This is a genomic window from Agrobacterium sp. RC10-4-1 (genome assembly GCF_014138475.1).
Taxonomy (GTDB): domain Bacteria; phylum Pseudomonadota; class Alphaproteobacteria; order Rhizobiales; family Rhizobiaceae; genus Agrobacterium; species Agrobacterium pusense.
Genome location: NZ_JACJIT010000004.1, coordinates 474,629 through 485,925 on the forward strand (window position 1 = coordinate 474,629; position 11,297 = coordinate 485,925).

An 11,297-nucleotide genomic window follows, 5' to 3' on the forward strand; every position below is an offset into this window, starting at 1 on the left:
TTGCATAATCATTTTAGGTTATTTTTCTAATTAAACGGAAGCGATCCGACACAAAATGAAACAATTTCCCACGCGTGACGGGAATTGTCGCCAAATAACCACACACGCGCGTTTCCCGAAGAAAGCCGCTTATCACGCCGTTTTTGTTGGCTTTTTTGACTGAATGGCGAGAAATGATCGCCCTCCAGCGAGCAACATGATTCGTCGTTGCAACGCAGCAATCGATAGACGGCGACCTGTCGCTCCATAGCAAAAACGCCCCGTTTTTAGCGGGGCGTTTTTGTTCATGCAAAGCCGCAAGCGGCATGTTACCCCGCTTCGCTTACCCGCGTGAGCGCCGTTCTCAGGCTTGTGAGCTGAATTTCAAGCTCAGCCTTGCGCTCGCGTTCGGCGGCAACGACTTCCGGATCAGCATTGGCCACGAATTTCTCGTTCGACAACTTCTTGTCGATGCGTTCCATTTCCGCGTCCACCTTGCCGATCGCCTTCTCGAGACGAGCCTTTTCAGCCGCAAGATCGACCAGATTGCCAAGCGGCAGGCAGATGGTCGCCTCACCGACGATGATCTGGGCCGATCCCTTCGGCGCGACATCGGCGGCACGGATTTCATCGGCCCGCGCCAGACGCCGGATAGCGGCGGCGTGGCGATCGAGCCGTGCTTCCGTGGAGGTATTGGCGCCAACGACCACCAGCGAGGCAGTGGCACCCGGCGGCACGTTCATCTCGGCGCGCGTCGAACGAATGCCGGACACGAGATCGATCAGCCAGTTGATTTCCGCAGCCGCGGCGTCGTCGCGGAACTCCGGCTCCGGCCAGTCGGTAAGGCAAAGCAGATCGTCGCGCTCCTTGCCCTCACCGGCCGTATGCGCCCAAAGCTCTTCCGTCATGAACGGCATGAAAGGATGCAGCAGCTTGTAGATCTCATCCAGAACATAAGCCGCGCAGGCCTGCGATTCCGACTTGGCCTTTTCATCGTCGCCGCCGAAGACCGGCTTCAGCAGTTCCAGATACCAGTCGCAGAACTGGTTCCAGACGAAACGGTAGAGAATGCCTGACGCATCGTTGAAGCGGAAGTTCTCAAGTGCCGCCGTCACATCGCGGGCCGTGTTGGCAAGCTCGGTCAGGATCCAGCGGTTGATCGTCAGCGAGGCGGTTTCCGGCAGGAAATGCGGGTCACGCTTCACGCCATTCATCTCGGCAAAGCGCGTCGCATTCCAGAGCTTCGTGCCGAAATTGCGGTAACCCGCAATACGTGCCGGATCGAGTTTCACGTCGCGACCCTGCGCCGCCATGATGGCAAGCGTGAAACGCAGCGCATCGGCACCATATTCATCGATCAGTTCCAGCGGGTCGATGACGTTGCCCTTGGATTTCGACATCTTCTGGCCGTTCTTGTCGCGAACCAGCGCATGAATATAGACCGTGCTGAACGGCTCAACCGGGTTACCGGCGTCGTCCTTCATGAAATGCAGGCCCATCTGCATCATCCGCACCACCCAGAAGGGGATGATGTCGAAGCCGGTGACAAGCACGTTTGTCGGATAATAGCGCGCCAGTTCCGGCGTCTGTTCCGGCCAGCCGAGCGTCGAAAACGGCCAGAGCGCAGAAGAGAACCAGGTGTCGAGCACATCTTCGTCGCGCGTCAGGATTTCGCCCGGAGCGAAGTTCTCAAGCTTTTCCTCGACCCAGGCCTTCCACGGGCCTTCATGGGCGATGTAATGCTGGATGGCCGCCTGCAGCGCCTCTTCCTCGGTCTTCTCGACGAACACCTGCCCGTCTGGGCCGTACCATGCCGGAATCTGGTGTCCCCACCACAATTGCCGCGAGATGCACCAGGGCTGGATGTTCTCCATCCATTGGAAATAGGTGTTTTCCCAGTTCTTCGGCACGAAATTGGTGCGGCCTTCGCGAACCGAGGCAATCGCCGGCTGCGCCAGCGTCTTGTTGTCGACCCACCACTGGTCCGTCAGGCGCGGCTCGATCGGCACGCCGCCGCGGTCGCCATGCGGCACCACATGCTTGTGCGGCTCGATCCTGTCGAGCAGGCCGGCTTCCTCAAAAATTTCGACGATGATCTTGCGGGCGGCAAAACGGTCCTGACCTTCCAGCCGGTCCCATGCGCCGTGCAGCGCCGCCGGATGGTCGAGGCCTTCGAGGAAATCCTCGTTCTCCTTGATGGAGATGGTACCATCGATATTCATGACATTGATGGCGCGCAGGCCACAGCGTTTGCCGACTTCGAAGTCATTGAAGTCATGCGCGGGCGTGATCTTGACCGCACCCGTACCGGCGGTCGGATCGGCGTAGTCATCGGCGACGATGGGAATCCTGCGACCGACGATGGGCAGGATGACGTGTTTGCCGACGATGCCCTTGTACCGCTCATCTTCCGGGTTCACGGCAATACCGGTATCGCCAAGCATGGTTTCCGGACGCGTCGTGGCGACAACGATATAATCGCGGGTCTCGAACTCGGTGGGCTTGCCCTCCTCGTCGAATGCGGTCGGGTACTGATAGGTAACGCCCTTTTCGAGCGGATAGCGCAGGTGCCAGAGATTACCCTTGACCTCGATCTGCTCGACTTCCATGTCGGAAATCGCAGTCAGCAGCTTGGGATCCCAGTTGACGAGGCGCTTGTCCTTGTAGATCAGGCCCTGCTTGTAGAGCGTGACGAAAACTTCGAGAACAGCCTCGGAGAGACCTTCATCCATGGTGAAGCGTTCGCGCGACCAGTCGCAGGACGCGCCGAGACGTTTCAGCTGGTTGAAGATCAGGCCGCCGGATTCGGCCTTCCATTCCCACACCTTCTCCACGAAGGCCTCGCGGCCCATATCACGACGGCCTGGAAGCTGCTGCTCCATCAGCTTGCGCTCGACGACCATCTGCGTGGCGATGCCGGCATGGTCCATGCCCGGCTGCCACAGCACATCCTTGCCGCGCATGCGCTCGAAGCGGACCAGAATATCCTGCAGCGTGTTGTTGAGCGCATGGCCCATGTGCAGGGACCCCGTCACATTCGGCGGCGGGATGACGATGGTGAAGGTTTCCGCGCCCGGCTTGGCGTTGGCGCCGGCACGAAAAGCGTTAGCCTCGTCCCAGGCTTTGGCGATCTTCGGTTCGACGGTGGCGGAATCGTAGGTCTTTTCGAGCATTTCCTGACCTGAATTTTAGAGTTCTTGTGTGGATTTTTTAAATAAGGATGGACAGTCGAGAGTCAACAGAAACCGACCCTCAGGACGCTCCGTGAGCGACCCGATGGCCGACTATGCCCCGATAACGCTTTCATCTTCAATAAAAAAGCCGCCCCTGTGCCGGGCGGCCCCTGTTTAACGCCAATGCCACGCCTCCCGAGGCGGGCGGGAAGCACCAGGCCCTGCGGCCAGCGTAAAATCAGCGGCGCGAGCCGCGCGCCACGCGCTCGATTTCTTCGCGCACGAGACGCTCCACCAGGGTTGGCAGATTGTCTTCCAGCCATTCCTGCAGCATCGGACGCAGCATCTCGGCCGCCATGTCCTCGATCGAACGACGTTCGACGCCGTCGAAAACCTCGGCCAGCTCACTGAAGGAACGCGCGATCTGCGCGCCCGCGGCGGCCGAGATGAGGTTGAGCGACAGGTCGGAGCCGGCCTGTGCTTTGTCTTCCGGCTGCGGCGCAACCAGATCGAGTGACGGCGCCTCGGCAATGGGTTCCTGCACGTCGATGTCGAAAACTTCCTCGGCTACGGCGGTTTCAATCGCACCGCGCAGCGCCATATGATCAAAATGGTTTTCCGGTACAGGCGCGCTTTCAATGGCAGCGGCAGCGGCCCGGTCCTCGGAAGCGGCGGGCGCCTGCTGTTCAGCAGCAGTTGCCGCAGCCGCCACCATCAGCGGCCGTACATCCGTCGGACGCTGTGCCGCGGGCCGTTCGGTCTGCGGCACGGCGGGAGAAGAGGAAGCTGGAGAAGCCTGCATCGCCGCGCGCTGGCCCTGCGAGGCGAAGGCCTGCGGCCCCATGGCGGCGTTGCGGTCTGCGGCAGCGCGAACCCGCGCGGCGACATCGGCGAGCGACATCGTCTTTTCGACGGGGATTTCCTGGGGCTCGGCCAGGGACTGTTCATAAGCCGGTGAAAAATCCTGTGCAGGCCGCGCGCCAAAGGCCTGGTTTGCCGGCGGAGGGACGCGGGCCGGCGGGCTGGCTGGCTCCGTCATGTAAGTTGCGTCGCCTGCCGCCTCGTCCTCATCGTCATAAACCGGCGGTAACTGGCCGGAAAATGCGCCGGCGGGCCCTGGCTCGTTGCTTTCGATGATCCGGCGTATCGACGCCAGAATCTCTTCCATGGACGGTTCACGCGCTACGCTTGGCTGAGCCATATCAATCCCCGGTTTCCACTCTCTAGCACCCGGCCTCGCATCCCTTCGGATGCCAGGGGCACTTCGCACCTGTTCAATCTGCACATCACGGCAGCGGCAGCCGAAAACAACCGCCGCGCCGACAGTCTGCAACAGGCCTGAGAAAGACGCTCCGCATCTTCGCAACCCGCTGCAGGGGTCATGCGGGGCAGAAATACGCACACCCCGAATCACCTTAGTTTAGGGTAGCACGGCCACGAACTAAATCACTGATTCGACAAGTTTCGTGATGATACACAGCTTTGTGGGCGCGATGTTCTCGAAGACGCACACGGGATGAATTTCCAATCCTCACAAAAACGCCGGGGTGGAAATCCCACCCCGGCGTCAAGAACAGAATGATGGTACGGTGATCAGAAAACGAATTCGGCCGCCTTGGCGAAACCCGGCAGCGGCTTGACCGAAGCATTGAAGAAGGTCGCGGCCGACGTGCTGGCGCCATCGCGGCGATAGACGGTGGCCTTTGCGGCATTGCCGTATCCGACAACGACGACGAGACGCCCGCCGTCGCGCAACTGTTCGGTAAGTGCCGCCGGCACTTCCTCGACAGCGCCGTTCACGAAAATCAGATCGTAAGGCGCTTCGCTCGCATAACCCTTTTCGAGATCGCCGGTGACGACAGCGACATTGTCATAGCCAAGCGAAGCGAGCGTTTCGGTCGCCTGTGCGGCGAGCGCTTCATCGCATTCGAGCGAAACGACGGAGCCGGCAAGCTGGGACAGGATGGCGGCCGCATAACCGGAACCACCGCCGATTTCCAGGACCACGTCCTCCCTCGAAACGGCCGCGAGCTGCAGCAGCTTCGCGAGCGGCGAGGCCTTCATGACATAACGGGCCGGGCGGCCATCCCGGGCGGGACAGATCTGCAAATCCTCATCCACATAGGCAATCTGCCGTGCACCCGTCGGCACGAATGCCTCGCGCGGCACACTCAGAAACGCCTTCAGCACCGAATGCGAAGTCACGTCGGTCGTACGCAGCTGGCTGTCGACCATATTGGCGCGCGCGGTTTCGAAATCCATCATGTCGTTATCGCCTCAATTTCACGGATGCCGGTCGGGAAGTCCCGGCTCCAAAAGCTCAAAACGGCGCGGGCCTCCCCTCGCCTTTGAATAATCTCATAATTGGCCAAGAGCGCGCTTTCAAGCGCGGTAAGACGGATGTGGGGTAAAAAGCAGAATGGCAGCGGTTTTCTTCGCGGAACGAACGGCGAGACGTCGCCAATCGTGACGCGGAACAGGAAAAATCATCGTACCGTGGGAGAATTTTGGAGGCCTCGCCCGGAATTGAACCGGGGTACAAGGATTTGCAGTCCTCTGCGTCACCACTCCGCCACGAGGCCTCACTGACAGCTTTTTCGCTGTCGTGGCGGGGATTTAGAATAATCCTAATCGATGCGCAAGAGGCTCATTCTGAATATCGTCCTTTTTTTATTCTGAATAGCCGTTCTGCACACGTTCGCCTCTCCGGGCCTTGGGCAGCACAACCGTATCGCCAGAATCAACACATTGACTCCGCGCAAGGCGTGAACATATTAAGAACATGCTCAAGAGTGAGATCGATAAAAATTTTGAGAAATGGTGGGAGACTGTGAGGGGAGCAACCGAGCAGGACAAAGCCAAGATGCGCCTTGCGTTTGTCGCGGGATGTCAGTTTGTCGAAAGCGCTAAGCCGAAGACATATCGGTTTCAGTCCGGCCGGTGGGTCATCAACGTTCAAGCGACGTCGAAACGTGAGGCAAAGATTATCGCCTCAGCAAAGCTCACACAGCGCGCCACCAAGCTGCAGGCTTCTCCACCTCCGGGAGGCTGGAAGCTGCGGGAACTGGATATTCATCAATGAGCGACCAGACCAGCAAGGCCGGCGACGGCATCCACGAGAACCACTGGTGCGAGCACCCGGGGTGTAAGCGTTGGGGCGGCTGGGGTTTTAGCCGGTCGAAGGTTGAGAAGCCGAACTGGTGGTGCCCGGAGCATTACCCGCAGCGGGATATGTTCAAGGCAAGCTGACCGCCTTCAATTGGCGGCCAATCCTTTCGGCGCCCGGAAGCCTTTTGTCTCTGCTTCCTGAGAAGATGAGAAGCACCACGACGGAATCACCATGCCGCGGTATGGGCTTTCCAGTGTATGGTAGATCCGGCGATCGGTTCCAAACACAGGTTCGTCTTCAGGGCAGATCGGCCGATTGACCAGCCTCCCTTTGATGCTGAGCCAGTATGATGCCTGCTCTGGCTGGGTGATCCGGCCCACGAAGAACGACGCAACGGCGATCCCGACAATCAACATGATGATCATCAGGATGTTGGCCGGCCGAAACGTGCCGCTCGCAATCGTCGGGCTGAACGCCATAAGCACGAACCCCGCGCCCGAGACTGCCCGGCCGTAACCAGAATAGGCAGTGCCGAGCCATTCCTGAGGCTGGCCAGCAAGAACCCACAGGAAGCCGAACAGCCCCACATAGCAGGAGCCCGCGGCGATCAGTGTCGCTCCATAGACCCCGACATGGCTACCTTCTCCACCCTGCCCCGTATCTCTCTGCTGATGGATGAGAACGTCATAGGCAGTGGGGAAGTAGCGCAGGAACATGATCGCGCTGGAAACCAGCAGAAAGAGCGAAGAAGCGCTGGAGATGAAAGGGTTCGGGCTCGCAAAGCCAACGGTCCAATAGAGGATGTTCGCGGCCACCGTCCACAAAAGAAGCGGATTATTCATTGTTCTGATCAGCCCTCTGCACCATCCGCAACATCCCGGTCATATTCGCCAGAACGTCGGACTTCATTCTGTCTATGGCTCGTGCCCCCGATTCGACGGCGATTGAATTGAGACGCAAGCTTTCCCGCGCCTCGCTGATCTCACTGTCGAGTTGTGCGTGCCGATTTGGCCGGTAATTCCCACTCATGCGGCGGATGAAGGTTTTCAGCTTCATGTACGCCCCCTATCCTGCAGGGTCTCAAGCGTCATCTTCATGAGTTCGGCTTGGGTCTGCATCTGGTTTTTAAGGACTTCCGTCATGGTTGCGAATTTGATCGCGTCGTCCTTATGGGCTTCCTTGGCTGCCAGTACCTGGTCTTGGGTTGCGAATAGCTTCTTCGTCAGCCACATCACCGCGCCGATCAGGAAGACAATCGCTATCCCGAGGACGCCATAGTCCAGAAGCTTGTCGAAGGCGGACAGCTGAACAGGATCAGGCATATCCGCCCTCCTTTTAAAACGGTTTCTCGGTCTGCCTGATCAGGTCAGGGAGTTTCGAGAGAATGATTTCCTCAAGACCCTTGGCGTCGACGCCGAGCTTCTGGAGAGCTTCTGGGTTCTTCTCGATCACATATTTCGAAGCTTCTGTCAGAATCGTGTCATTGATGACGCCGCCGACGTTGGGCAGGCCCGCCTTGCTCAAGGCAAACCGGATGGCGTTGGCTGCCGACTGGTGAAGCGCTTCACGAAGCTTCGCTTCGATCTCAACCCGCTGCTTTTCGTCCGTCACTTTCAGAAGGGCAATCAGCCGAGCGGCGATCCACGTCACCAGCACGGGGCCGACCGTCGACACCAGCAGCACCACGATGGGCTGCACGATAGTCCACACTTCATAGAGCCACGAGGAAGGCGCAATGGCTGGCACGGCGTCCTGCGCTGACACATTCGTCACGAAGAATGCGAGGAAGCACACGAGCGCCAGAATGGAGGCGATGATCCAATGAATAGGTCGCATGATCAGCCTCCCACCTTCTGAGCTTCGCGTACAGCGATGCTGATCGTCAGATAGGCGCTAGAAGCCGCCACCAGCGTGGATGCAAGCGTTGCGGTGTCTTTGTTCGCGCACAGCGCCTGAAGGCTCTGGTAGGCCGCCTGAGCGGCTGCTGCGGTCTTCGGCTTGAGCTTGTCGGCCACGATGAATGGCTGAAGCACGGCAAAGGCGGTTTCGCCGGCGGCACATACCTGCGGCAGGCTGTTGCGAATGCCGGTATCGATCGATCCGGTGGATTGGCAAGCAGACAGGCCAAATGCTGCCACCGCCACAATGAGCAGAGACTTGAACATGATCGGTCCTTTGATGAGAATTTTGTTGAATTATGATATTGGCACTTGCACTATGGGCTATGAGCAAAAGACCCGAAGCCGCGTCCTTAGAGGACGCTTTTGAGTTTCACGTTTCTCCCGAGCCAAACTGTGGTTGCTGGCTGTGGACTGGCCCAATTTTCAAGCTACGTGGCGGTTATGGTTGCTTCACGATGAGACCACTAGGTGTTGTGCAGGAGCGTGCACACCGGTTAGCTTGGTCGATTTATCGAAAAGAGCCCCTCACCAGAGAAACCCACGTCCTTCACAAATGCGACAACCCAGTTTGCGTCAATCCAGATCATCTATTCCTTGGTGATCAACGAACGAACATGACTGACAAGGTTCGCAAGAACAGGCAGGACAAGGGTGATATTCACGGCAGGCATAAGCTCTCTGAAAGAGAGGCGATCGCTATACGGTCAGACCCGAGACCTTACGCCGAGATTGCCACTGCCTTCGGGGTAACAGTCCCGACCATCAGCGACATCAAATGCGCAAGAAGTTGGAAGCACCTCGGGCCTCCTGTTGGTCGCTACAATCGTGCAGCTTGAACATGCATAAAGTCCATGTTGCGCGCGCGGCCGAGTGACAGCCAGCCTTCACTTTCCCACGCCACCCAGAAGGAAACGGCGTCTGGCTTTGCAAGGCGTGCTTTGTCTCGGCCCCATTTCAGTTGGTTGCGCTCGGGATCGAAGTCGATCGCAATGCCCCAGCTGTGCATCGAGTAGCTGGAGCCGCCGCGCATCTTGCGGACGTTGAGAGATCCGCCGAACAGGTCGATGCCGATGTTCTTGCGCTCGGCCGCGGAATAGGTGCCGGCAATCTTCTGGAAAGCGCGCTCGGCGGATTCGGCAACCCGCTTGTGGACCGTGATCTTCTTGATCCGGGTGCCCTTGTCCCATGCCAGCCACATGTCAAAAGGGATTTCGATACTGGTCTGGTTCTGGCCTACGGCGCCGAAGAATGCCGGGACATCAGCCTGACGAGGCCACACCGTTTTCGATGGCTGGAACGTTTCCTTCTCCGGGACCTGCGCACGCTCGGGGATAGCAGGCACCGACGCGGTCGCAGAGAGGCGCAGAGCGCCAACTGTCGCTTCATTGGCAATACCGCTGGCCGGGATGCCCTTCGCGCTCTGGAATGCTTTGAGAGCGGCCACAGAGATAGGCCCAAGCTTTCCGTCTATTACGCCAACCGGATAGCCGTGTGCCGTCAGCCGGCTTTGCAGCCACTGTTCAAAGTTCATAGCGATGTCCTGATCGTGGGTTATGGGTGGTGGGTTACGCTACCGGCCAAGCGATGGGCGCGATTTCCGTAAGGAACTGCTCGACGGTCGGCTGCTCACGCTGGCCCGCCTGAACCTTGGCCAATTCGCCGTAAGCGTAGAACCAGACGTTATCGCGCCACGCGACGAAAGCTTGAGCCTCCGCCGCCCACTTCGGCTTTGTAGAACCGATGTAGGACGCCAGCGTTACGCCGTCTCGGAACTGGCGCTCGCGCGCCGTGCTGTCGACAAGGTTCTGAATGGCGTTCTCGTAGTCGGTGACTGTGGCCACCGGCTGCGACGGCTCTACAGCAACGACTTCGCCGTCAATCCACTTCCGCAGGTCGGGGTTCTCGATAAAGTCTCGCCACTGCGCCACAGTGATTTCGACAGCATCCTCGGGCACGTTTTCGCCATGAATTTCCGAGGAATAAAAAGAGATCGGAAGCCCGTTCTCATCGAACAATGCAAACTTCTTCATGCTCAAACCCCTATAGCCAGCCAGCCGACGGTACCGTTGGTAGGCGCCGACACAGCCCCGCCATTAACAACGTCTCTGAATCGCACAGTGATGCTGTTGAGTGTGGCTACGTTGTCTATAGTCACAACGCGCGTTGCCGTCGGCGTATAGGCAAGCTCGCAAACTGCATGTTTCAGGAAAACGCCTGTCGGGAACGCTATAGGCAACGTTATCGCAATATCCGACGCGACGAATGAACGTCCCCATTGAATGATGATCCCATTCGGCAGTTTAACGTAACCCGGAGATGCGCCAATATGGGCGGCCCCCATGGTCGCGAACATTGCCGCGCCGTTGACGTCATCGAGGATTGTGCGCGCGAAAGCTGATAGGTCTGTCAGGCCAGCGCTGTCTGCCCCGGTGAAGTACGGGACTTTGTTTGCGGCAGGTGTAAGCGCGCCGAGTGCCGCGAGCGAAGCTGTTATACCAGACAGGCTGGCCTTGCTAATCGTCCCAAACACCCCCGGCCCAATACCGATCGGAATGTCATCCGTTCCGATGGTGATCTCTGCCAGGCTGTCGAGATTGCCATTCGACAACGAAGCCAGCAGCCGGCGCATGGCCTCGACTGCCGCAATCGTGGGCGACGTCAGCTCGACTTTGTAAGGCGCGTCTGTCTGCGCGGGACCGGGCCAATCATCGGCAAGCAGCAATTCCGTGTCGCTGATGATCTGCTCGATGACGATCGGGCGGCCGACGTGTATGCCGAACTTGTCACCAACCTTGATCGGGGTCAGGCCAGCAACGTCCGTCAGCCAGCCGGTGTCCGTGCCGGTGACAGTGCGAGAGCCGACAGCGACGGTTGCCGTACCGTCGCCGTACCAAGTGGTGTTAGCCATTATTCGGATGCTCCGTTACCGTTACCGGCGGAATCGCCTTCGCCTTTCGCAAGGCGCAGATCGGCTTCAAGTCCGTTGATCTTGTCGAGGAGGATCTGGTTTTCCTGCTTTTGCATCAGGACCTGTTGGGAGAGCAGAAGCGTTCGGTTCTTCAGGAAAGTTTCGCGCAGTTCTGCCTCATGCAGGATGACGGAGGCGTCAACCTGCATCTGATTTCCGGCTGTCAT

The 11,297-nt window shown here is 58.7% G+C and carries 15 protein-coding genes and 1 tRNA gene; 3 read left to right on the forward strand and 13 right to left on the reverse strand.

From position 1 onward, the window contains the following. Positions 1–308: 308 nt before the first annotated feature. From FHW77_RS13945 to FHW77_RS13960, 4 genes are all read right to left on the reverse strand, one after another. The gene (locus FHW77_RS13945; RefSeq protein ID WP_004442169.1) at positions 309–3,152 is read right to left on the reverse strand and encodes a valine--tRNA ligase; all 2,844 of its coding nucleotides are present in this window, start codon (positions 3,150–3,152) and stop codon (positions 309–311) included. Between the two features lie 238 nt (positions 3,153–3,390). Continuing rightward, the gene (gene popZ / locus FHW77_RS13950; protein WP_004442172.1) at positions 3,391–4,353 is read right to left on the reverse strand and encodes a cell division protein PopZ; all 963 of its coding nucleotides are present in this window, start codon (positions 4,351–4,353) and stop codon (positions 3,391–3,393) included. Positions 4,354–4,745: 392 nt separating this feature from the next. Next, a complete protein-coding gene (locus FHW77_RS13955; RefSeq protein ID WP_004442175.1) occupies positions 4,746–5,417 on the reverse strand; it encodes a protein-L-isoaspartate O-methyltransferase family protein in 672 nt (223 codons plus the stop codon). Between the two features lie 243 nt (positions 5,418–5,660). Beyond that, positions 5,661–5,734: transfer RNA gene (locus tag FHW77_RS13960), tRNA-Cys, on the reverse strand. Between the two features lie 200 nt (positions 5,735–5,934). Between FHW77_RS13960 and FHW77_RS13965 the strand changes: the two genes are divergently transcribed. Then, positions 5,935–6,234 (forward strand): hypothetical protein, encoded by a 300-nt coding sequence (locus FHW77_RS13965; RefSeq protein ID WP_112637053.1) that lies wholly within the window; start codon positions 5,935–5,937, stop codon positions 6,232–6,234. Then, complete coding sequence (locus FHW77_RS13970; RefSeq protein ID WP_182590504.1) at positions 6,231–6,401, forward strand: hypothetical protein; 171 nt, start codon at positions 6,231–6,233, stop codon at positions 6,399–6,401. Before FHW77_RS13965 ends, FHW77_RS13970 begins: the two co-directional genes overlap by 4 nt. Positions 6,402–6,407: 6 nt before the next feature. On the opposite strand, the gene FHW77_RS13975 is transcribed toward FHW77_RS13970, so the two are convergent. Genes FHW77_RS13975 through FHW77_RS13995 form a run of 5 tightly spaced genes read right to left on the reverse strand, consistent with a single transcriptional unit; the run spans position 6,408 to position 8,426 of the window. Continuing rightward, the gene (locus tag FHW77_RS13975) at positions 6,408–7,103 is read right to left on the reverse strand and encodes a sunset domain-containing protein (RefSeq protein WP_182590505.1); all 696 of its coding nucleotides are present in this window, start codon (positions 7,101–7,103) and stop codon (positions 6,408–6,410) included. Then, positions 7,096–7,317 (reverse strand): hypothetical protein, encoded by a 222-nt coding sequence (locus FHW77_RS13980; RefSeq protein WP_182590506.1) that lies wholly within the window; start codon positions 7,315–7,317, stop codon positions 7,096–7,098. The genes FHW77_RS13975 and FHW77_RS13980 overlap by 8 nt, the downstream gene beginning before the upstream one ends. Then, positions 7,314–7,583: a hypothetical protein gene (locus FHW77_RS13985; RefSeq protein WP_182590507.1), complete on the reverse strand. Its 270-nt coding sequence runs from the start codon at positions 7,581–7,583 to the stop codon at positions 7,314–7,316. The genes FHW77_RS13980 and FHW77_RS13985 overlap by 4 nt, the downstream gene beginning before the upstream one ends. Before the next feature lie 13 nt (positions 7,584–7,596). Then, complete coding sequence (locus FHW77_RS13990) at positions 7,597–8,097, reverse strand: hypothetical protein (RefSeq protein ID WP_182590508.1); 501 nt, start codon at positions 8,095–8,097, stop codon at positions 7,597–7,599. 2 nt (positions 8,098–8,099) lie between these two features. Then, on the reverse strand, positions 8,100–8,426 hold the full coding sequence (locus tag FHW77_RS13995) for a cell wall anchor protein (protein ID WP_182590509.1): 327 nt from the start codon (positions 8,424–8,426) through the stop codon (positions 8,100–8,102). Positions 8,427–8,617: 191 nt separating this feature from the next. Here FHW77_RS13995 and FHW77_RS26975 point away from each other — a divergent pair, with 191 nt between their 5' ends. Then, positions 8,618–8,998, forward strand: a complete 381-nt coding sequence (locus FHW77_RS26975) for an HNH endonuclease family protein (RefSeq protein ID WP_182590575.1) — start codon at positions 8,618–8,620, stop codon at positions 8,996–8,998. On the opposite strand, the gene FHW77_RS14005 is transcribed toward FHW77_RS26975, so the two are convergent. The 4 genes from FHW77_RS14005 to FHW77_RS14020 are packed head-to-tail and all read right to left on the reverse strand — an operon-like array spanning position 8,980 to position 11,297. After that, the gene (locus FHW77_RS14005) at positions 8,980–9,693 is read right to left on the reverse strand and encodes a M15 family metallopeptidase (RefSeq protein ID WP_182590510.1); all 714 of its coding nucleotides are present in this window, start codon (positions 9,691–9,693) and stop codon (positions 8,980–8,982) included. The two genes, FHW77_RS26975 and FHW77_RS14005, sit on opposite strands and share 19 nt — an antisense overlap. A 34-nt stretch (positions 9,694–9,727) precedes the next feature. Beyond that, on the reverse strand, positions 9,728–10,192 hold the full coding sequence (locus FHW77_RS26730) for a hypothetical protein (protein WP_286086109.1): 465 nt from the start codon (positions 10,190–10,192) through the stop codon (positions 9,728–9,730). Between the two features lie 2 nt (positions 10,193–10,194). Next, entirely contained in the window at positions 10,195–11,070 is an 876-nt protein-coding gene (locus tag FHW77_RS26735; protein ID WP_286086110.1) for a gp53-like domain-containing protein, read from the reverse strand. After that, a complete protein-coding gene (locus FHW77_RS14020; protein ID WP_182590511.1) occupies positions 11,070–11,297 on the reverse strand; it encodes a hypothetical protein in 228 nt (75 codons plus the stop codon). The genes FHW77_RS26735 and FHW77_RS14020 overlap by 1 nt, the downstream gene beginning before the upstream one ends.

What these genes read in the sequence shown, in the direction of transcription:
- FHW77_RS13965 (WP_112637053.1), top strand. Translation starts at nt 5,935, where the DNA reads ATGCTCAAGAGTGAGATCGATAAAAATTTTGAGAAATGGTGGGAGACT.
- FHW77_RS14020 (WP_182590511.1), bottom strand. Translation starts at nt 11,297, where the DNA reads ATGACAGCCGGAAATCAGATGCAGGTTGACGCCTCCGTCATCCTGCAT.
- FHW77_RS26735 (WP_286086110.1), bottom strand. Translation starts at nt 11,070, where the DNA reads ATGGCTAACACCACTTGGTACGGCGACGGTACGGCAACCGTCGCTGTC.
- FHW77_RS13980 (WP_182590506.1), bottom strand. Translation starts at nt 7,317, where the DNA reads ATGAAGCTGAAAACCTTCATCCGCCGCATGAGTGGGAATTACCGGCCA.
- FHW77_RS13945 (WP_004442169.1), bottom strand. Translation starts at nt 3,152, where the DNA reads ATGCTCGAAAAGACCTACGATTCCGCCACCGTCGAACCGAAGATCGCC.
- FHW77_RS13970 (WP_182590504.1), top strand. Translation starts at nt 6,231, where the DNA reads ATGAGCGACCAGACCAGCAAGGCCGGCGACGGCATCCACGAGAACCAC.
- FHW77_RS13955 (WP_004442175.1), bottom strand. Translation starts at nt 5,417, where the DNA reads ATGATGGATTTCGAAACCGCGCGCGCCAATATGGTCGACAGCCAGCTG.
- FHW77_RS26730 (WP_286086109.1), bottom strand. Translation starts at nt 10,192, where the DNA reads ATGAAGAAGTTTGCATTGTTCGATGAGAACGGGCTTCCGATCTCTTTT.
- popZ (WP_004442172.1), bottom strand. Translation starts at nt 4,353, where the DNA reads ATGGCTCAGCCAAGCGTAGCGCGTGAACCGTCCATGGAAGAGATTCTG.
- FHW77_RS13985 (WP_182590507.1), bottom strand. Translation starts at nt 7,583, where the DNA reads ATGCCTGATCCTGTTCAGCTGTCCGCCTTCGACAAGCTTCTGGACTAT.
- FHW77_RS14005 (WP_182590510.1), bottom strand. Translation starts at nt 9,693, where the DNA reads ATGAACTTTGAACAGTGGCTGCAAAGCCGGCTGACGGCACACGGCTAT.
- FHW77_RS13975 (WP_182590505.1), bottom strand. Translation starts at nt 7,103, where the DNA reads ATGAATAATCCGCTTCTTTTGTGGACGGTGGCCGCGAACATCCTCTAT.
- FHW77_RS26975 (WP_182590575.1), top strand. Translation starts at nt 8,618, where the DNA reads ATGAGACCACTAGGTGTTGTGCAGGAGCGTGCACACCGGTTAGCTTGG.
- FHW77_RS13995 (WP_182590509.1), bottom strand. Translation starts at nt 8,426, where the DNA reads ATGTTCAAGTCTCTGCTCATTGTGGCGGTGGCAGCATTTGGCCTGTCT.
- FHW77_RS13990 (WP_182590508.1), bottom strand. Translation starts at nt 8,097, where the DNA reads ATGCGACCTATTCATTGGATCATCGCCTCCATTCTGGCGCTCGTGTGC.